This is a genomic window from Lebetimonas sp. JS085 (assembly GCF_000523295.1).
Lineage (GTDB): Bacteria > Campylobacterota > Campylobacteria > Campylobacterales > Nautiliaceae > Lebetimonas.
In genome coordinates this window covers 763,225-782,353 of record NZ_ATHR01000001.1, presented here as the reverse complement: position 1 = coordinate 782,353, position 19,129 = coordinate 763,225, and the positions used below count along the sequence as shown (strand labels likewise).

Below are 19,129 nucleotides of genomic sequence, written 5' to 3'. Positions count from 1 at the left end.
TTTCAATTATCCATTTTTTTAACATATTTCCAAAAAGTATATTCACTATAAAGTTTAGCAATTACAAAGCCACTCCATCCATCAATAAAACCTAACTTTAAAAAGTATATCTTAAAAAAAGTCCAATATGGTGAAAATATGGCTTTTAATTTATTAGGTTTTGCACCAAGGCTTGAGTATCTATTTTGCTTTTCAATAAATTCTTCAACACTCTCATATGCATAGTGCAAAAAATAGTTTTTAAGCTCTCCTACCCTTTCACACTCTACACTTTCATGCACTTTTCTTTCATTAAATTTGCACTTTTCTTTGTTAAAAAGCCTTATAGAATAGTCAGGGAAAAGGCCGCAGTGTCTAATCCATTTGCCAAAAAAATTATTAAGTCTTGCAACTTTATAAGCATTATATTTTGGATTTTTAATAGTTTTTAAAACCTCATTTTTAAGACTTCCAGTAAAGACTTCATCGCTATCTAATACAAACACCCATTTATTCGCAGCTTTATTAACAGCTTTTTGTTTTTGAACTCCAAAACCTTCCCAGTTCTTATCAATAAAAATTTTAGTGTTTTTAAACTTTTTAGCAATTTCTGATGTATTATCGGTGCTTTCATTGTCATAAATAATAACTTCATCGGCAAATTCCACACTTTTTAATACTTCTTTTAAATACTTTTGGGAATTTTTTGTCAAAATCACTACACTTAATTTTTCATCGTGGCCGCTTTTTAAGCAGCCAGATGAGTAAAACCCACTTTTCATTTTACACTCTACATTTTTTATTGTATTCATTTTCATAAAAATGTTTAAATCTTCTATGCATCCAATACCAAAGTTCTGGATATTGTTTCACCTCTTCTTCAATAATTTTTGATTGTTTATCCACGCATTTTTTAATATCATCCGCATAAAAAATTTCTTTAAAATCTATAATCCATTTATCCTTTTCTTTTTCAACAAAACCCATAACAATTGGGATTTTAAATTTCTTACTTAAAAGACATGCCGAAGGTGTATGTAAAACTTTTTTGCCAAAAAAAACTGTTTCCACCCCTTCATTTTCAGCCGTATTCTGATCTACCAAAATTCCAATACTTTTATTGTTTTTTAAATCTCTCATTAATTTTTTAAGAGCGCCTTTTTTATTATAAATTCTAACTCCGAATTTTTCCCTTGTTCTTTTTATTTTTTCATTAAGCTTAGGATTGTCTATATTTCTTACAACTGCGCTTATAGGCGTCACAAAAGCACCTATTGCAGATGTAGCTATTTCCCAGTTACCAAAATGTGCCCCACTGAATATTACAGGCCCTTTATTTAAATATTCTTTTATTTTATCTAAATTTTTAAACTCAATTCTCTTTCTGAGTTCTTCTTTTGAAATAAATGAAAGTTCGATAAATTCAAAGAGATTATTTATAAAATTCTCATAAACTTTTTTTGTAATTTCTTCTTTTTTTTCTTTACTTAATGTATTTCCATATGCCAAATTTAAATTTATGCAAATTACTTTTTTCCTTTTATTGTCCAAATGATACACACTAAACAGAAGTATTTTTTTTAAAAAATCAACAAAGGGCATTGGGGTATATTTAATTATAAATTCTAACATATTAAATCCGTAATAACTTAAATCTTTAAAATTCATCTATTTTCTTTAAAATTTGATTTAAATCCATTTTATCCATTACCATTAAGCCTTTTTTTATGCTTTTTTGCATTTCTACACTTTTAGAAAACTTGTTTTCATAAATTTTGTTATTATATGTACAGCCGTATAAAATCACATTGTTAATATTGTTTGCCCACGCTATAAAGCTAGGACCAGTATCGTTTCCAATAAGTAAATCACACTTATCAATTAATGCTTTTAAAGCATTTAGATTTAAGCTAATCGGCAAAATGTTTGAATTATTTTCAGCCAAAAAAAATGCATCTTTTTTTTCGCTTTCCCCATAATAAGGAATAATTATATTTTCATTTTTAAAATGTTTTGCCAGTTTATCCCATATTTTTAAAGGCGTTTTTTTACACTCCCAGCTTGCCCCTATTATAAAAACTATGTTTTTTTTAGTTTTGCTTAAAAATTCAAACTCTTTATCTTTATAAAACAAAAGTTTTGGATGATTTTTTAAATACTGAGTATCATCAAAGCCGAAAAGATTGATATATCTTCTAATAGCAATTTCGCCTAAAACATCTTTTTTTTCATCATAAAAAAACCTGGCTATTTTCTCCCTTGGATTTTTAAAACCAACCACTATATCACCGACAAGTCTTGCCAAAAGAGCACTTTTAATCAGCCCCTGCAGGTCATATACCCTCTCATACGCATCCATTGATTTAAGTCTTACAAATTCTTTAATATATAAACTTTTTTGTTTTTTTGCTTGTCTTAATTTAACCGGCACAATATTTTCAATAAAAGGATTATATTCTAAAATTTCTTTAAAAACATTATCCACAAAAAAATCAACTTTTTTATTAAGTTTAGGCAAAACAATAAGTGAATGAATTATATCTCCAAGAGAACTGAGTTTTATTATTGCTTCCATTATTTCCTTTTGGTAAAATATGTAAAATTATAACAAAAAGGAAATAAGTGTTTAAATTTTTAAAAGAGTATATGCCTTATTACAAACATTATAAAAAACAGATTTTCTTATCCGTAATAGGAATGATTTTGGTTTCTCTTGCAACTGCCGCAACCGCATATTTAGTAAAACCGGTACTTGATAAAATATTTATAGAAAAAAACATCCGTTTATTATATTTATTACCGTTTGCAATTGTACTTGCCTATTTTTTAAAAGGTGTGGGCTCGGTTTTGCAGCAGTATTATGTAAGCTTCATAGGAGAAGATATTGTAAGGCAAATCAGAGATAAATTTTTAAAGCATATTTTAAGTTTTGACCTGCTCTATTTTAAAAAAACCCACTCAGGAGAGCTGGTCAGCAGAACAATAAATGATATAAACAGAATCCAAGGAGCGGTTAGCCATTCTTTGGCCAATTTACTTAGAGATATATTAATGGCTGTTTTTCTTTTGGCGGTGGTAATATATCAAAACCCGAAATTGGCTTTTTTTGCACTGATTATTTTGCCTTTTATTATTTACCCTGTTAGCATTATTTCTAAAAAACTGAAAAAATTATCCAAAGAAGCTCAGAATCAAACCGCAAAATTAAATAAACACCTAAGTGAAATTTTTAAGAACATAGAAACAATAAAAGCATTTAACGCAAAAAAATATGAAATAAAAAAATTTGAAGAGCTGAATCTCAAATATTTAAAAATAAATCTTAAAACCATACGGACACAGGCTGTTTTGATTCCGGTGTTGGAAACCCTTACCGCGGCAATAGGCGCAATTGTAATTATTATCGGAGGAAAAGAGGTAATTGAAAATCAAATGAGTGTCGGAGCGTTTTTTTCTTTTATGACGGCACTTTTTATGATGACAGACCCGATTAGAAGAATAGCAAACACATATTCAAGATTCCAGGATGCAATTGCCGCAAATGAAAGATTAAAAGAAATATTTAATCTAAAACCTGAAATCATTTCGGGCAATAAAAAATTAAGCTCTATTGAAAAAATAGAATTTAAAAATGTAAATTTAAAATACGGAAACAAAAAAGCTTTACAAAACATAAACTATGAAACAAAAAAACCCAAAATTATAGGTCTTGTAGGGGACAGCGGAGGGGGGAAAAGTTCTTTTGTATCAATGCTTGAAAGATTTTATGATGCAAACAGCGGCGAAATTTTAATAAATGAAAAAAATATAAAAAAATATAATATTTTTGATTTAAGGGGCAAAATTGCCTATATTCCGCAGAATGTTCACATTTTTAACGACACAATTGCCGCAAACATCTCCTACGGAAGAGAAATTAACGAAGAAAAAATAATCGAAGCACTTAAAAAAGCAAATTTATGGGATTATGTAAAAAGTTTGGAAAATGGTATATACACCGTTTTGAACGAAGGAGGAAGCAATCTAAGCGGAGGGCAAAAACAAAGAATAGCAATAGCAAGGGCTTTATATAAAAACCCGGATGTTTTAATTTTAGACGAAGCAACAAGCGCACTGGACAATAAAAGCGAAAAAGTAATAATGGATAGTATTTTAAAACTTAAAGACAAACTTGTTTTTATAGTGGCACACAGATTAAATACCATTGAAAATGCAGATGAAATTTTAGTTTTTAAAAATGGACAGATTGTATGTAAAGGAAAAAAAGAAGAATTATTAAAAAACTGTGAAGAATTTAAAAAACTATACGCTAAATATTAATTTCTTCAAGTCTTTTTATAAGTTTTATAGGGGTCAAGGCATAATTCGGTTCATAATTTCCTGCAACCGAGTGGGCCAAACTTGCATTAATTGTAGCATCAAGCAAACTTTCTCCCTGAGCCAATAAACTTCCTATCATTCCGGCCAAAACATCTCCGCTCCCGCCTTTTGCCAATGCAACGTTTCCAAGAGGGTCAATAAAAAGTTTTTTATTATGCACAATTATTTTGTTTGCGCCTTTAAGAAGCAATACAACTCCGGGATATTTTTTACTGAATTCCAATGCCAAATCAAACCTGTTTTTTTGAATTTCTTTTACGCTGTATTCTCCAATACCGGTTAATTTAAGAAGTGATGAAAACTCTTTTGGATGAGGGGTTAAAACAACATCTTTTTTTAAAAATTTTAAAATCTCTTTTTTATAAAACATATCCGCATCTATTATCATCGGTATATCAAGTTTTGCAATTTCTTCAAGCTCATCATCAAAATAATTGCCAAGCCCCATACCAAATGCAAGTGCTGAGAAATTTTCAATATGGTGTGTCTGCATAATTTCATAAGGGGCATTAACCTCTTTATGAGTGACTAAACTAACAAGTCCGCACCCGAAATTAAATGCGGCCATACCCGCCATTATTGAAGCGCCTTTTTTCTCTCCGCATAAAATACCTAAATGGCCATAACTTCTTTTGTGAGTATTTTGTTTATTTCTAAAAGGAAGTTTTAAGTCATTTTTTTCCAAAACAAAAAAACTGCTTTTTTCAATATAGTTTGAAAAAGAAACACCCAAATTTGCTATTTTAATCTCACCCACATAATCTTTTGCCATGTCTGAATATAAAGCTAATTTTTCAGCACCCATTGTAACGGTCACATCTGCCCTGAAAGACACAGGTCTTAAATTCCCTTTATCATCAATTCCGGTTGGGATATCACAGGCTATTTTAAAAGAATCCATTTCATTCATATTTTCAACTACATCCGCTATCCCGTCATCTAAATCCCTTTTTAACCCGCTTCCAAAAATTGCATCCACCAAAACATCAGCTTTTTTTATCTTTTTACTGACTTTCCCGCCAATTCTTAAAAACCTTTCAAGCTGGAGTTTTGCCATGGCGGATTTTGCATTTAGGGGTAAAAACAGATTAACCTTATAATCCCCTAAAAGGATTCTTGCAAGTGTTATCCCGTCTGCCCCGTTGTTTCCGGGACCAGAAATTATAGTTACACTGCTTCCTTTCTCAAATCTTTTATATATTTCAAGAGCCATTTCGTAAGCTGCGTGTTCCATTAAAATATCTTCTCTCAAGTTATATTTTTCATAACATTTTTTATCCAAAAAATAGACATTCTCAAACACTTCTCTCATCACTCTCTCCTTAAAATTTTCTCATATATAAAATCGACAAAAGGGTTTTCACTGAATTCCGATTGAATTTTATCCCTGTTTTTTTCAGCCCAAGCCATAAAATCATTTTTACCGTCATATTTTGAAAAAAATTCCTTAATTCTTCCGGCTTTACTTAAACTTATAAAGCCGTATTGCAATTTAAGTTCTTTTTTGAGAGCCTCTTTTGGAGATTCGCCTTTAAGTATTCTATAAAATGTTGCAACAAACCCGCTCCTGTCAGCCCCAGCCTTGCAGTGAAAAAGAAGGGGTTTTTTGTTTTTATTCATTAAAATATCTTTTAATTTTTCCATCTCTTCTATTTTGGGAAGTGTTCTTGATGAAATTGGAAGCTCTATATATTCAACCCCTAATTTATCGCATATTTCTTTTTCTTTTTTATATAAATAATTATCGCTGCCTCTTAGATTTATTACAGTTTTTATATTATATTTTTTAATTATTTTTTTAAGCCTCCAGGGAAGTATCTGGGCGCTTCTGTAAACGCCTTCGTCAATTTTGTGAAAATTATTCCAAAACAGATTTATAAAATTATGTTCTTCTGTTAAAATTTTGATAATTTCTTTCATCTTTTCCTATACTTTAACGCTTTTAATAAATCAACTTTTTTTATTTTATCTCTTTTATCTAAATTTGCAATGGTTTTTGCCACCTTTAATAAATTAAATTCGCTTCTTTTAGAGAGTGCAAAATTTCTTTTGGCTTTATTTAAAATATCATAAGCTTCGTTTTCTAAGTCAAATTGATAATTTTCTTCTAAATTGGCATTAAATTTACCTTTTTGCATTTCAAATGCAGTTAAAACCTTCTCAAACATCTCTTTGCTTGAAATTGTATCTTTTGAGTCGTCTTCAATCATCTGATGATATATTTCAATCCTGTCATAAAGAGGCTCGCTTATCCTGTTTTTATACCTTCTGATTTCAAGGTCCGTGCATCTGCATTCTTTAAGAGGACTTAACAAATTTCCGCAGGGGCATGGATTCATAGCCGCCGCAAATAAAATATCCGTTTCATACTCTATTTTTGAATTTACCCTGCTGATTAACACTTTTTTATCCTGCAGTGGAAGACGCAGATTTTCCAAAACATCTTTTTGAAAATAAGGAAGCTCGTCAAAAAACAAAATCCCCTTGTTCGCAAATGCAATTTCCCCAATTTTAGCCCCCCTGCTTCCGCCTCCGAATATTGCTGCTTTTGTAGATGAATAATGCGGCGCTCTATAAGGCCTGACAGGCTTAAATGTAACTTCTTTCCCCTCAAGTGAATTATATTTTTCAACTTCAAGTATCTCTTCCAGACTCATAGGAGGCAGAATATATTTCATTCTGTTTATTATCATAGATTTACCGACTCCCGGACTTCCCTCAAACAAAATATTATGAAACCCAGCCGCTGAAATCAAAGCCGCTTCTTTTGCCTCGTTTTGACCTATTACATCTTTAAAATCCTCTTTAAATTCATTTAAATAGTAATATTTTTTACCGTTAATATTTATCGAGTCATAATTTAATTCACTTTTTTCACTTTTTTTTGGAGCAAATTCTTCAAACTCTTTTATATGCGAAAAAGCATATATTTCAATTCCTGGGATTTTAGACACTTTACCTGCACTCTCAAGCGGAATTATCACTTTTTTAGGCTTTAAAGATAAAATTATAGGAAAAATTGTATTTGTATCTTTAAGTTTACCGTCAAGCCCAAGCTCGCCCAAAACCAAAAATTCTCTCAAATCAATATCTTTTTTATGATACAGAATACTTAAAGCTATCGGCAAATCAAAATGGCTTCCCTCTTTTTTTAGAAATTCTAAGTATTTACTTAACAACTCAATTAAAAAGAACTCCTTAAATAAGGCAAATTTTAGTAGTAAATAATTAACCATATCCTATTAACTTTTAAATAATATTAACTATTAGAATGATACAAAAAAAGAAGACAAAAAACAAATTAACAATAATGATAATTAATTAAAAATAAATTGACGAATTTAACAACTATAAAAAACTTATCTATCATTTTTAATTTGACACATATAAATAATTATGCAATAATTGCACATACAGTTAACATTTATGCTAATTAAGGAACGTCGATGAAAATAATTCAAATAAATCCTTATGATAAAAAGATTGAAATAGCTAATTTAGAAGATATTGATAATAATTTCTCAAAAAATTTAGAAAAAGAGGCAAAAGAAGTGGAAGAAGGTATTAAAATCGTAGCTCATCCTATAATCGGAGAAGAAAGAAATGGATTTTTTTATTATGTTACGCAAGAAGGAAAGGCAGGGAGTATATATACTTTTAATGGTATAGGAGTAGTTTTTGGAAAAATTAGTGAAAAAGTGATTGAAGAAATAAAAAGGAAAATTGTATGGTAATATTCAATTTTCATTTTTATAAATAAAAATTAAAGGAAGAATTTTATGAATTTAATAAATTTTAATGACAAATTAAAACTTTTTTTTAAAAGCTCTGAAAATATGCAGGAAATAGAAAATAATAATATTCATTTAATAGTAACTTCTCCTCCATATTTTAATTATGTAGATTATAACAATGAAAATGGAATAGGAACAGAAAAATCATATGAAATATATCTAAACAATTTAGAAAAAGTATTTAGAGAATGCTATAGAGTATTATGTAAAGGTGGAACCATTGCAATTAATATAACAAATATGAAATCAAGAATTAAAATAGAAAAAAAAAGTTTCTTATACCCTATTGTTCCTGATATTATCAAAATTATGCAAAAAATAGGATTTATTTTTTTTGATGAAATCATTTGGGTAAAAGGTAATGCAAATAATGGTGCTTTAAAAGGGAAACCTTTATTTGGTAGCTATCCATATCCTCCAACTCCTAAAATATTAGACAGTATTTTTGAAAATATTTTAATTTTTAGAAAAGAAGGAAAGCGTAAATCTATGCCAAAAGAAATCAAAGAAAAATCAAAATTATCGAAAGAAGAATGGAGAGAATATACTAAAGGTATATGGTTTATAGAACCAGACAGAAAAGCAAAACATCCTGCTACATTTCCTATAGAAATACCAAAAAGATTAATCAAACTTTATTCTTTTGTTGGAGACAATATATTAGACCCTTTTGCAGGAACTGGAACTTCATTAATTGTTGCTTATAATCTCAACAGAAACTCATATGGATATGAACTTAATCCTGAATTTAAAGAAGAATTTTTAGAAAAATTCAACGAATACTCTCAAAAAACATTATTCTAACTCAAATTTTTCAAAATTATCTAAATTTAATTTCTCTTTTTCTGTCTTTTCTAATGCTATTATCAATTTAAATTTTTTTCCTATATTAATAACAAACATTTTTCCAATTAATTTTTTGAAATTTTCAGTTACAAAATTATTTAATTTTTCATATGAATTAAAAATTTTAGAATAGAAATTATACTTGCTATTTAAAAATTTAATAAAATCTTCTCTAATTTTTTCTTTAAAATTAAAATTAATATCTTTATTTAAAGCAAATGATTTCAAAATATATAAATAATTTACCTTATAATGTAAAATATAAAAAGTATCTCTATCAAACAGCCTATTTGGAAAATGATAAAATTTATAATCATTTATCATTTTCCATTTTATATCACAATAACTAACACTTGTTATCTTTTTATATGGAATATATCCTTGAATAAAAAAATTTGGTGTAATATTATACCCTTCTGTTAAATCATCTCTATACAAAATATTTTCTTCATATTCAGTAGAATTATTAATCTTCTCTATATGGTAATTAATAATATTCCTTGCATATGTAACTTGCTTATATATTGAATACTCACCAATTTTATCATCTGTATAATATTTAGAATCAGCAATATAATATATTTTTTTGTTTTTATCAATTAAACTATTATATAAAAATAAATGGTCAACCAATTTGCCATCTTTTTGATTTTTTAACTTTTCAATTTCTTGATTTTTATCCGAAATCAATGAATCAACCATTTTTTCAAAAATAATGTAATAATCTTTAGTTAATATAAATTCATTTTTTAAATTTTTCTTTGATTTTTTATGTATATTATAATAGTTTTCTAATAAATTATATAATTGTTTTAGCTTATCAGAAAAATATTTATATTTTATTAACTTTAATATTCTTAAAATATTCTTTTTTATTCTTTTAAATTCTTTAGGAGAATAGACAAAAAAATCTTTTATAATATCTGGTATTGTGAGATTTATAAAATATTCTTTATTTAAATAATAAATAGTAGAATAAAAAATTTTCAAAAGTTTTTCATCTTTATCAATAATTTTTTTATTATTTACAAAAGAAATGTAAATTGGTTTTTTATTCGATATAAAAGGAATAGTTTTTAAAATTGTTTTATTCCAATTAGTTTTACTGCTACTTTGATGTTCTAGCAATATTTGTTGAGCATAACTAAAAAGAGTCTCTTTATTTTTTTTATAAAAATCAATTAAACTTATAATAGCCTCTAAATGAGTAAATTCTTTCTCTTTTAAATTACTCTCAATAAATGAAAAATTACATTTATTTTCCTCATTATTTATCCTCTTTAAACTTTTAAAAAACAATATAATAAAATTATATAATTCTTTCTCTTCAATTAAAATACCATCCAATAATTTAGGTAATATAAAAAAATGTTTATCACTTCTACTTTCATAAAAATAACCAACTTTAATAACTTTTTGATTATAATACAACTCTTCTGGTACATTTTTTATTTCATCATTTGTTAATGATTGATTCTCATATAAAATTATTAACTTTTTCATAATTATTCTATACTACTGTTTTCACTTAATTCATTAATTTCCAAATTTTTTAAAATTTTTATTACTTTATCAGAATCTATTGTTGACGTTTCTGTATTAAACAAATCTTCAAAAATAATATATTTATCATCTATAATAAATATATTTTCCTCTTCATCTTTAAATACATCATTCCATAAATAAAACAATACCTTATTTACAAATAGTTCCTCATCAATTATTTTTCCATTTAAAGGTTTCACAAACCAGTTACCTAATTGTTTATCAGAAGAACCTGTAACATCCAAAATTTTTTTATTAACTTTTTTGATAAAATCTAACCATTCGAATTTGTTACCTCCAATATCTATTATAAAAGCACTTTTTTCATCATTATAATTGATAGGAATATGTTCCCAAATCCATCTTCTTTTAAAAGCACTATCCATTGGGAATAAAGATTGGTCTGAAGTATTCATAGTTGCTAATATAATTAAATTATTAGGAAGTTTTATTTTTCCTTCTTGTATAGCTGGATGAGTAAAATCTTTAAATTTATTTAACAAATAATATTTCATTTCTTCATTTATATCAATTGAATACTTACTAAAACCATTCTCATCTCTATCTAATAATTGAAAAATATCTCCAAAAATACTTGCACAGTTGCCTCTATTTATTTCTTCTATCACTAAATAAACCTCTTCATCCATATGTTCCCACGCATATTCATATGCTTTTAAAAATACTTGAGGAATAAATTTATATTCTATCTCTTTCTTTTCAGTAACGGGTTTAAACCCTCCAACAAAGTTATGATAGTCATATTCTGGATGAAATGTTGTCCTAAATACTTTTTTGTTTTCTGTTATTTTGTCTACTTTAAAAGATTTTCCAGTCCCTGGGGCTCCATATATTATTTTATTATAACCTTTTATATTATTTTTTGGTATTAAAGTTAAATTTTTATTTTTTTCCTTAAACATATATTGATTATAAAGTGATTCAAAAGAAGACAAAGAGCATAAAAATTCTATATCAAAAATTTCACTTTCTTTTTTCAAATCATAAAGCAGTGTTTCATACATATATACTTTTTTTCTAACAATATTAATATATTCATCTTTAATAGTTATTCGACTATGAGATGTATCAAAATAATAAATATTTTCCAATACTCTATTAAATCTTGTTTCTTCAAAATCAACGTGCGATATAAAATTCCTCTTAAAAATTTCAATGAAATTTTCCTTTACCCTATTTTCTCTTATTAACAAATAAGTATCAATAAATTCTTCATATTTTTTTGAGGTAGCCAAAAAAGTTTTAAATTCATCCAAAGAAATACTATACTTTCCTAATGTATCTCCTACCATTAAGATTATTTTATATGTAAACATAATAGGATGAATTTTAAAATCTCTTCTCTCTTGTGTTCTTCCATCAACAATTTTATTCCAAATAAATACTTTTTCAACTTGATTAACCATTATCTCTTTATAAAGATCAATATTATCAAAGTCATCTTTAGTAAGATTTTCTATTTCAATAAATACTTCGGAAGGTATACTATCTTTATATTCTCTCCCTTCTGTTTTACATAATAACCCATACCAAAAAGCATTATTGAGTTTTCTATAATTAGGATTTTCTTCTGGATTTATATTTCCTCTAAAAAATTCTTTTATAGTTTTACATAAACTAGGTATATATAAATCTTGTTTTGTAATGTACCAATATTGTTTAGAAGTTAAACTCTTTCTTTTTTTTAAAACTTCACTTAATAACATTTCTATTCCTTTTTCATTAAATTACTACATATTTATTCCTATAATTTAAAATATATTCTTTCTCTTCATTAGAAAAATTAAAAATTTGAATCAATTCTTTATCTATATCTTGAATAATATCATAACATTTATTATGTTTATAAGCATATTTAGTTTGTTTTGTTCCAATAAACTCTTTTTTCTCTTCTAATTTTTTTTCTAATTCTAAGTATAAATCAATTAACCTTTTTTTTGACTCTTCATTTATGCTAGGTATTGAAAATAATTCCAATTCTTTATTTGTTAAATGCCAACCATCTGATGTTATTTCCCAAAAAATAAAAAACAAATTTGAATTAAGAATAGCCCCTATCATTTTAGCAATTTTATCATCATTAAAATAATAAACTTTATACTCTGAAGATAATTTTTTAGTAAAAGTTTTAACCCATAAATATAATCTCTGACTTATATATAATTTCCCTTGTCCATTAGATTTTTTTAAACTCAACAAAGAAGTTTTTTCATTAACAACTTTATCAAAAATAGACTCTTCTATTTTATTTCCTATTTTAGGTAGAAAATATTTAAATTTATATTTATTATTAAAATAATTCAACTTTTCTATAGAATCAAAAGATAATTCGTGTTTATTAAAATGAATATATGAGGTTGTATAAAGTTTATTTACATTAAAATCATCTTTTTCAACAAATAAAACATTAATTTTTTGATGAGCACCCACAAATAAAGAAGATGGTCTATCTGCAAATGATGATATATAAATATTAGAAGATTGATTTAATAAATAATCACGAATATATTTCATTCTTATAGTTGAAATAAAAGAAATTGGAACTACCATTCCCATAATTCCTTTATCGTCTAAACAATTAAAACTTTTTTCTAAAATCAAAGAATATATATTACCACACTTAATAGTTTTAAATTTTTGAAGTTTTTCTTTGTCATCTTTATTTAATTCAAAATATGGTGGATTACCTAAAATACATTGAAATTTTATTTGTTCACTTCCCTCTAAAAAATCATTGTTTGTAAAATTTTTATATATTTCTGCTAATAAAGTTTTATCAATATTATTTTCATTAAAATATAATTCAAATCTAAAAAATAATAAATCTAAAGCAATTTTATCAATGTCATTACCAAATAAGTGTTTTTTTATTATCTCCGAATCATTAATATCTAAATCTAATTTTTTATATATTCGTTTTAGTTCAATTAATGCAGCAAAAATAAAATTACCACTTCCACAGGTTGGGTCAAAGATTTTAAAATTTTGTAATATATTTATTATTTTTTTTTTAGAATTAACATCATTTAATAGTTTATAAAACTCTACTTCAATTTTAGATAAATTAATTAAATCTTCTTTTTGAAAATTTGTATATAAATTTAATTTTTTTAAAAAATATAAATAAATTGAATATCTTGTTATATATTTTGTTAAAAATACAGGAGTATAATACGCACCAATTTCTTTTTTATTAATTAATTTTTCAAAAACTTCTCCTAAAACTTTATTATTTATATTTAATTTATAAAGTTTTAAAAATTTATCAAAATTCTTTATTTTATTTTTTATCTCTTTTTCGTAATTTTTTAACGATATATTTTTTCTTTCTATTACTATTTGTTTAATAATAACATTTATAAAATTAATACTTTCTTCTTCAGAAAAATTTAATTCTTTTTGTAGAGTATTCATTAAATTTATATATTTTCTATAAAAACTATTTACCAAATTCATTGTTCTCCTTAACTCTAAACTTACAAACCCTCTCTATCTCTTCCACACTACTTAAATACTTTTTAGCTTTATCTCTCCCAACACTATTGCTATTTGGAACTAAAAAGCTGATAATTTTACCATCAGGTCTAAATATAATCTTATACCAATAAGCTGGAATATTTACATTATGTCTTTTTTTACCAAGTGTTCCTAAGCTTCCACAAACTCCTGTAATAACTCTTATATCTTTATACTTTCTTGCTTGTATCCTTACAAACTTTTCTATTTTAGCCCATAATCTGCGGTTTAATTGTGGTTTTTGTGGTGCAATATTACTCATAAGGAATGTTTCTTTTTGAATAGCACGATTATAATCAAACACTGCATTTGGAGCTAAATGCCCTCTGTCAAATCCTGTTCTACTATAATCTTTACTATAACTCCTGCATTTAGTAGGTAGATTGTAATCTGGTCTAAATCTTAAAGACTTTCTTGATAAATTTTTTGCATCAATTAAATTTCCATCTACTTTGTAAACAACTAATATTGGAGTTTTCCATTTGCAAGAGTAGCATATATCAAATGCTTTTTTATGGAGTATTTTATCACAATGAATGTCAATATTGTAGTTTGGTAGATATTTTGAAGTAAAAGCGAATAAGAAAAATGGAATTAATAAGAGTAGCTTTTTCATTATTTTTTCTTTAATTTATCAATAAAATTTATCACTTCATTTTGTAAATTTTCTACATTTTCCTCAAACTTTTCAGGCTCAATTAATTGCATCATTTCTTGAGTTTCATCAAGCATTACAAAAGCATAAATCTTGCCAGTTTCTATTTCTAATGCATAATTCTCTTTTAAATGAGTAAATTTTTCTATAAATTCTTCTTTTGTTATAACTTTTTCCATGCAATTTACCCCTTAAAAAACTTTTCCGCTAACTCCTATAACTCTTCCGATTATTTTAACCTCATTAGGTTCAACCGTTATCTTGTCATAATATTTATTTTCTGAAATTAATTCTATCTTATGTGTAATAGGGTCTAAAACCACTCTCTTTATAAAAAGCCCTGAATTATTAGTAGAAACTGCATAAATGCCAGATTTACTTATATCAGTTTTTCTTGTATCTATATATGCTATTGCTCCATCCTCAATAATAGGACTCATAGAATCCCCAATTACATTAATAGCTTCTATATATTTTTCGTCTTCTTTTGTTAATCCTAATGCTTTTGATAAGTGCTCATCAATTTCAATTTCTAAAAAATCTTCATTGCTATTTTCAGCACCACCACCAGCAGAAGCTAAAACATTTGCTCTATACTTAATTCTTAACTTTTCTTCATCTATTTTTAAATTCTTTCCAAATAAAATCCAATCTAAACTTATTTCTTCTCTTTCGCAAAAATCTATAATCTTTTGAAAAGGAATAGAATTATTTTTTTTCAAACGAGATAAAGACTCAGGAGTAATATTTAAATATTCTCCTATGTCTTTATCATAAATATATTCTTTATTTTCTTTATCTTTTAAATAACTTCTAATTCTTTCAAGAATATCTGTCATATTCATTACATTCCTTCTCATATAGGCTTTTTATTTATAATTATAGCCTATATTATTGTTAAAATTGTTAATTATTTGAGTGTTCTCTCCAATTTTTCTTAGAAAATCTGTTAATAATTTAGGTGAATGTTTGATATTTTGATAATAGTTCATTATATAATCAACAGCTTTTTTCTCATCAGTGATAATATCCTGTATATCTGTATTTTTATCCTGCAGAGCCAACTTCATTGCTTTAATTGTTAAAACTTTAATACCATACACATTAGGGGAAGTTTGTAAAATTTTAGCATTATAGTAATTTTCTAAATATGCTAAAACATTTGGAATATTTGCTGCTCCTATTAATTTTTTATTCTGAATTGGGAAATTTTTCTCAATAGACTGATTTTGTTCTTTTTGTATTCTGTTTAAAATTTCATACCAACCATAAATTTCTTCCATTAAAAGCTCTAAATCATCAACTTTTGACTTGTCTTTTGAAAGATTATACTCTTCAACTTTCTGATAAAAATTTAATACAGCATTATTAGCTCTAAATATTACTCCATCAATAAAATAAATTCCTGTTATAAAATATGGACATAAAGAACATTTTTTCTCTCTACCATCAGGACAAGCTACATTAGGACATATTCCTCCTGCAACTGGTATCCAATTTAAAGGAGAAATTTTAGCAATATCTTCTATTGAATTAACTTTAGCAGTTGATTTTGAACTTTTTTTAACTTCTGGAGTAAATAAATTATTCTTAGATAAAATACTTTTTAATTTATCAGGATTGTTTTCATCATAATTAGGCAATATTTCTTTTTTTATAAATTCATCAGTATTTTCTTCTAATTTTGAAGGATTATCAAACATAATTTTAAGTTCTGCACTTTTTAATAATCTTCTTTTATCCTCATTAGTGAGCTTATTATAAACATTTAGCATAATGTTTGGATTTGTATGCCCTGTAAGTATCATTACAACATTAATGGGCAATCCTGCTTCTAAATATCTTGTAACACCTGTAACTCTAAAAGTATGAATATCGTAAATGGTTTTAACATAATTATCAATAAATTCATTAGTTGCATTATTTAACTCTTCTACACTTTCAAAGAATTCTTTATTTAATTTTTCTTTGCCTTCTTCTGTTAAATATACAAAATGAATATTTTTATTTCCTTTGTCAGCCAATTCAATCCTATATTGAGCTAATAATCTTTTTAAATAAATTAAATGTATCTTTTTATCGAGTGGCTTTAAACTTAAGGGTTGAATAAAAAGAGGTTCAATTTTACCAAAAGGAGAGTTTTTATCATACTCATAAAGAGGTAAATTAGGATAATATTCTTTATGCCATTTTAAAAAGTCATTAAAAATTTCTAACCCTCCAAAAACAAAAGGTATTTCTTGCAAATAATCCCTATTTCTATTTTTATCCGTATTTATAACAATTTTCTCAATTTTTCCTTCATTGTTTATAAGAAAACTATTTTTTCTACATAAGTTTCTAATTTGAGAGCCTCTGATTGGAATATATAAATGCAATAAAATCATCATAGGCAAAACAGGATATACATCGTGTCTCCACCAGTTTATATCAGCTTTTTCTTTGCTCCATTTAGTAGGCTCAAAAGGAGGTCTGTTTATTAAAATATCAACTAAATCCCTCATCATATCTGCACTAAAAGGTATTCTGGGAGTTTCTTTAATTTTTTTTCTTTCTTTAGGAATCATTTTTTTTATATAGGGACTTAAATATCCTATGTATCCTAAAAATACTGCAATATCTTTTATAATGCTATTGCTTCTTTTGCCTTTTAATTCAGCAATATAATTTATAAAATTATCTTCTTTCATAAAATTAAACATATCATCAAATGTTTTTTGCAATAAAGTACAGTTACATTTTTTTTCAATCAAATAATCAATAAAAGTAATCAAATGACTTCTTTTTATTGCAATAGTGCTTTTTGCAAGTTGTTCTTTAATGTCTAAATAAGCAATATACTCAATAAAATCTTTTTTCAATGGATAAAAATTAGAACATTTTTCTGCTAATTCTTCTACTTTTTTATAAAACAATAATTCCTTAGGAAATAACTCATTAGTAAATTCATAAGGTGTCTTTAAATCAACTCTTCCACTTTCAATCAGGGCATAAACTATAAAGTTTAAGCTATTTTTATACCATTTCTTTTGAGCAGTATTTAAATCGCTATTTTCAATAAGCTCTTTAACTTTCAAAAGGTCTTCATTTTTGACATTTGTAATATATCTCCAATTTGTTGCTAATAATATATAAAAAGCATTTCTAAAGAGTGGAAATTTATCATATAATTTTGCATAATTATACAGGGCATTTACAACTGGTATATTATATTCTCGCATAAGAAATTCAAAGTCTGCTTTTCTTTGAAATCTCTTTTTATTATTCAAAATCAAAGGATATAATAATTTGCCTTTTGCCCATTGTTCTATAAAAAACCTGTCAATTAAATGTTTATAAGAGTAGCCTGTTTTTGTTTTGATTTTTTCATTGGACAATAATATATTAATTAAATCCAAATAGTTTAATTTGATTTTATATTTACCATCTTCAAAAATATCTAAAATCTGATATTCCCCGCTTAACATTACTAATTCTTTAACAAAATCATTCAATTCCATTAAAGAAATTTTGCCTTCTTTAAATAATTTCAAGTCTTCTTTTAATCTTTTATCTGTTTTTATATCTTTATTCATCAATTCTTTTATGGAAAATCTTAACCAGTCCACTGCTAAAGTATCCAAAGCCGTCTCTTCTACAATAAAAGCATTTCTATTATTTATAGAAATATTAGAAATAGTTGAAGAATCTGCCATTATTCCTTTTGAAAAATCAATTTTTCCCGATAAAGAAGAAAAACCTTTTATTATTTTAATGTTCATATATTAATCCTTTAAATGAAAATTAGAAGAAATAAATAATTAAATTAATTATTAATAAGTTTTAAATGCTCTTTATTTAATAAAGTAGTCCCATAAAGTGAAATTTTTATATCTCCATCTACATTTTCTATTAGCTCAACCTTAGCCAATGTAGAAATTACACCTTTTAATAAAGCTTTTAAATGTTTATTTTCTTCTTTAATTTTTAAACAATCTTCTTCTAAAGGAGGTATATTAGAAGAAGATTTATCAATTAAAGAAATGTTCGCCAACTGGTCTTCTAAAATTTTAATTTTAATTTTTAATTCTTCATTTTTCTGTCTTTCTTGGTAAAGCTTTAATTCCAAATCCCCAAAACTCATATGATTAGTATTATTAGGTTTGTAATTAGTCAATTCAGCTTTAGCTCTCAAAATCATATTTTTGTAGAGCTTATTTTTAGAAAGAGCCGCAGGAGTTAAGCCTTTTTCACCATTTTCAGGGTTTGCAATTTCATAAGTAGTTCGTGAAACACTATTAATACTTATAGTGCCTCCTACTTTTTTTAAATAATCAATTGCTCTTTGCACTAATTTTGAATTTGTTTCTTGTTGTTTTTGTTTATATTCTTTTAAATTGTTATTTTTCATTTT

General features: G+C 25.9%; 17 protein-coding genes. 3 read left to right on the top strand and 14 right to left on the bottom strand.

The features are described from left to right. Window positions 1-2 precede the first annotated feature (2 nt). Genes DZ68_RS0104360 through DZ68_RS0104350 form a run of 3 tightly spaced genes read right to left on the bottom strand, consistent with a single transcriptional unit; the run spans window position 3 to window position 2,554 of the window. A complete protein-coding gene (locus DZ68_RS0104360) occupies window positions 3-761 on the bottom strand; it encodes a glycosyltransferase family 2 protein (protein ID WP_051428246.1) in 759 nt (252 codons plus the stop codon). A gap of 1 nt (window position 762) precedes the next feature. Beyond that, window positions 763-1,647, bottom strand: a complete 885-nt coding sequence (locus tag DZ68_RS0104355; protein WP_024790783.1) for a lipid A biosynthesis lauroyl acyltransferase — start codon at window positions 1,645-1,647, stop codon at window positions 763-765. Further along, window positions 1,637-2,554: a glycosyltransferase family 9 protein gene (locus DZ68_RS0104350; protein ID WP_024789601.1), complete on the bottom strand. Its 918-nt coding sequence runs from the start codon at window positions 2,552-2,554 to the stop codon at window positions 1,637-1,639. Before DZ68_RS0104350 ends, DZ68_RS0104355 begins: the two co-directional genes overlap by 11 nt. Window positions 2,555-2,601: 47 nt before the next feature. Between DZ68_RS0104350 and DZ68_RS0104345 the strand changes: the two genes are divergently transcribed. After that, complete coding sequence (locus tag DZ68_RS0104345; protein WP_024789600.1) at window positions 2,602-4,299, top strand: ABC transporter ATP-binding protein; 1,698 nt, start codon at window positions 2,602-2,604, stop codon at window positions 4,297-4,299. Here the strand turns inward: DZ68_RS0104345 and DZ68_RS0104340 are convergent. From DZ68_RS0104340 to DZ68_RS0104330, 3 genes are read right to left on the bottom strand one after another with little or no spacing between them, the layout of a single operon-like run. Beyond that, a complete protein-coding gene (locus DZ68_RS0104340) occupies window positions 4,289-5,671 on the bottom strand; it encodes a bifunctional ADP-dependent NAD(P)H-hydrate dehydratase/NAD(P)H-hydrate epimerase (protein WP_024789599.1) in 1,383 nt (460 codons plus the stop codon). The genes DZ68_RS0104345 and DZ68_RS0104340 overlap by 11 nt on opposite strands. After that, entirely contained in the window at window positions 5,671-6,279 is a 609-nt protein-coding gene (locus tag DZ68_RS0104335) for a tyrosine-protein phosphatase (protein ID WP_024789598.1), read from the bottom strand. The genes DZ68_RS0104340 and DZ68_RS0104335 overlap by 1 nt, the downstream gene beginning before the upstream one ends. Continuing rightward, window positions 6,276-7,595: a YifB family Mg chelatase-like AAA ATPase gene (locus DZ68_RS0104330; RefSeq protein ID WP_084023936.1), complete on the bottom strand. Its 1,320-nt coding sequence runs from the start codon at window positions 7,593-7,595 to the stop codon at window positions 6,276-6,278. The genes DZ68_RS0104335 and DZ68_RS0104330 overlap by 4 nt, the downstream gene beginning before the upstream one ends. A 210-nt stretch (window positions 7,596-7,805) precedes the next feature. Between DZ68_RS0104330 and DZ68_RS0104325 the strand changes: the two genes are divergently transcribed. Further along, the gene (locus tag DZ68_RS0104325) at window positions 7,806-8,093 is read left to right on the top strand and encodes a hypothetical protein (protein WP_024787423.1); all 288 of its coding nucleotides are present in this window, start codon (window positions 7,806-7,808) and stop codon (window positions 8,091-8,093) included. Between the two features lie 45 nt (window positions 8,094-8,138). Further along, a complete protein-coding gene (locus DZ68_RS0104320; RefSeq protein ID WP_024787422.1) occupies window positions 8,139-8,957 on the top strand; it encodes a site-specific DNA-methyltransferase in 819 nt (272 codons plus the stop codon). On the opposite strand, the gene DZ68_RS0104315 is transcribed toward DZ68_RS0104320, so the two are convergent. Genes DZ68_RS0104315 through DZ68_RS0104280 form a run of 8 tightly spaced genes read right to left on the bottom strand, consistent with a single transcriptional unit; the run spans window position 8,949 to window position 19,126 of the window. Next, complete coding sequence (locus tag DZ68_RS0104315; RefSeq protein WP_024790781.1) at window positions 8,949-10,502, bottom strand: LlaJI family restriction endonuclease; 1,554 nt, start codon at window positions 10,500-10,502, stop codon at window positions 8,949-8,951. The two genes, DZ68_RS0104320 and DZ68_RS0104315, sit on opposite strands and share 9 nt — an antisense overlap. Before the next feature lie 2 nt (window positions 10,503-10,504). Beyond that, the gene (locus tag DZ68_RS10440) at window positions 10,505-12,271 is read right to left on the bottom strand and encodes an McrB family protein (RefSeq protein WP_024787419.1); all 1,767 of its coding nucleotides are present in this window, start codon (window positions 12,269-12,271) and stop codon (window positions 10,505-10,507) included. A 16-nt stretch (window positions 12,272-12,287) separates the two neighbouring features. Beyond that, a complete protein-coding gene (locus tag DZ68_RS0104305; RefSeq protein ID WP_024790780.1) occupies window positions 12,288-14,021 on the bottom strand; it encodes a DNA methyltransferase in 1,734 nt (577 codons plus the stop codon). Then, window positions 14,005-14,697 carry a DNA/RNA non-specific endonuclease gene (locus DZ68_RS0104300; protein WP_024790779.1) on the bottom strand — a complete coding sequence of 231 codons (693 nt, stop codon included), beginning with the start codon at window positions 14,695-14,697 and terminating at the stop codon, window positions 14,005-14,007. Before DZ68_RS0104300 ends, DZ68_RS0104305 begins: the two co-directional genes overlap by 17 nt. After that, window positions 14,697-14,915, bottom strand: coding sequence for a hypothetical protein (locus DZ68_RS0104295; RefSeq protein WP_024787416.1), 219 nt, complete (start codon window positions 14,913-14,915; stop codon window positions 14,697-14,699). Before DZ68_RS0104295 ends, DZ68_RS0104300 begins: the two co-directional genes overlap by 1 nt. Before the next feature lie 12 nt (window positions 14,916-14,927). Next, entirely contained in the window at window positions 14,928-15,581 is a 654-nt protein-coding gene (locus DZ68_RS0104290) for a LexA family transcriptional regulator (RefSeq protein ID WP_024787415.1), read from the bottom strand. 24 nt (window positions 15,582-15,605) lie between these two features. Beyond that, window positions 15,606-18,497, bottom strand: coding sequence for a site-specific integrase (locus DZ68_RS0104285; RefSeq protein ID WP_024790778.1), 2,892 nt, complete (start codon window positions 18,495-18,497; stop codon window positions 15,606-15,608). Between the two features lie 44 nt (window positions 18,498-18,541). Then, the gene (locus DZ68_RS0104280; RefSeq protein ID WP_024790777.1) at window positions 18,542-19,126 is read right to left on the bottom strand and encodes a hypothetical protein; all 585 of its coding nucleotides are present in this window, start codon (window positions 19,124-19,126) and stop codon (window positions 18,542-18,544) included. Window positions 19,127-19,129 lie beyond the last annotated feature (3 nt).

Excerpts from the sequence above, each read along its gene's own strand:
- DZ68_RS0104360 (WP_051428246.1), bottom strand. The coding sequence starts at position 761 with ATGAAAAGTGGGTTTTACTCATCTGGCTGCTTAAAAAGCGGCCACGAT.
- DZ68_RS0104355 (WP_024790783.1), bottom strand. The coding sequence starts at position 1,647 with ATGAATTTTAAAGATTTAAGTTATTACGGATTTAATATGTTAGAATTT.
- DZ68_RS0104350 (WP_024789601.1), bottom strand. The coding sequence starts at position 2,554 with ATGGAAGCAATAATAAAACTCAGTTCTCTTGGAGATATAATTCATTCA.
- DZ68_RS0104340 (WP_024789599.1), bottom strand. The coding sequence starts at position 5,671 with ATGAGAGAAGTGTTTGAGAATGTCTATTTTTTGGATAAAAAATGTTAT.
- DZ68_RS0104335 (WP_024789598.1), bottom strand. The coding sequence starts at position 6,279 with ATGAAAGAAATTATCAAAATTTTAACAGAAGAACATAATTTTATAAAT.
- DZ68_RS0104330 (WP_084023936.1), bottom strand. The coding sequence starts at position 7,595 with ATGGTTAATTATTTACTACTAAAATTTGCCTTATTTAAGGAGTTCTTT.
- DZ68_RS0104325 (WP_024787423.1), top strand. The coding sequence starts at position 7,806 with ATGAAAATAATTCAAATAAATCCTTATGATAAAAAGATTGAAATAGCT.
- DZ68_RS0104320 (WP_024787422.1), top strand. The coding sequence starts at position 8,139 with ATGAATTTAATAAATTTTAATGACAAATTAAAACTTTTTTTTAAAAGC.
- DZ68_RS0104315 (WP_024790781.1), bottom strand. The coding sequence starts at position 10,502 with ATGAAAAAGTTAATAATTTTATATGAGAATCAATCATTAACAAATGAT.
- DZ68_RS10440 (WP_024787419.1), bottom strand. The coding sequence starts at position 12,271 with ATGTTATTAAGTGAAGTTTTAAAAAAAAGAAAGAGTTTAACTTCTAAA.
- DZ68_RS0104305 (WP_024790780.1), bottom strand. The coding sequence starts at position 14,021 with ATGAATTTGGTAAATAGTTTTTATAGAAAATATATAAATTTAATGAAT.
- DZ68_RS0104300 (WP_024790779.1), bottom strand. The coding sequence starts at position 14,697 with ATGAAAAAGCTACTCTTATTAATTCCATTTTTCTTATTCGCTTTTACT.
- DZ68_RS0104295 (WP_024787416.1), bottom strand. The coding sequence starts at position 14,915 with ATGGAAAAAGTTATAACAAAAGAAGAATTTATAGAAAAATTTACTCAT.
- DZ68_RS0104290 (WP_024787415.1), bottom strand. The coding sequence starts at position 15,581 with ATGAATATGACAGATATTCTTGAAAGAATTAGAAGTTATTTAAAAGAT.
- DZ68_RS0104285 (WP_024790778.1), bottom strand. The coding sequence starts at position 18,497 with ATGAACATTAAAATAATAAAAGGTTTTTCTTCTTTATCGGGAAAAATT.
- DZ68_RS0104280 (WP_024790777.1), bottom strand. The coding sequence starts at position 19,126 with ATGAAAAATAACAATTTAAAAGAATATAAACAAAAACAACAAGAAACA.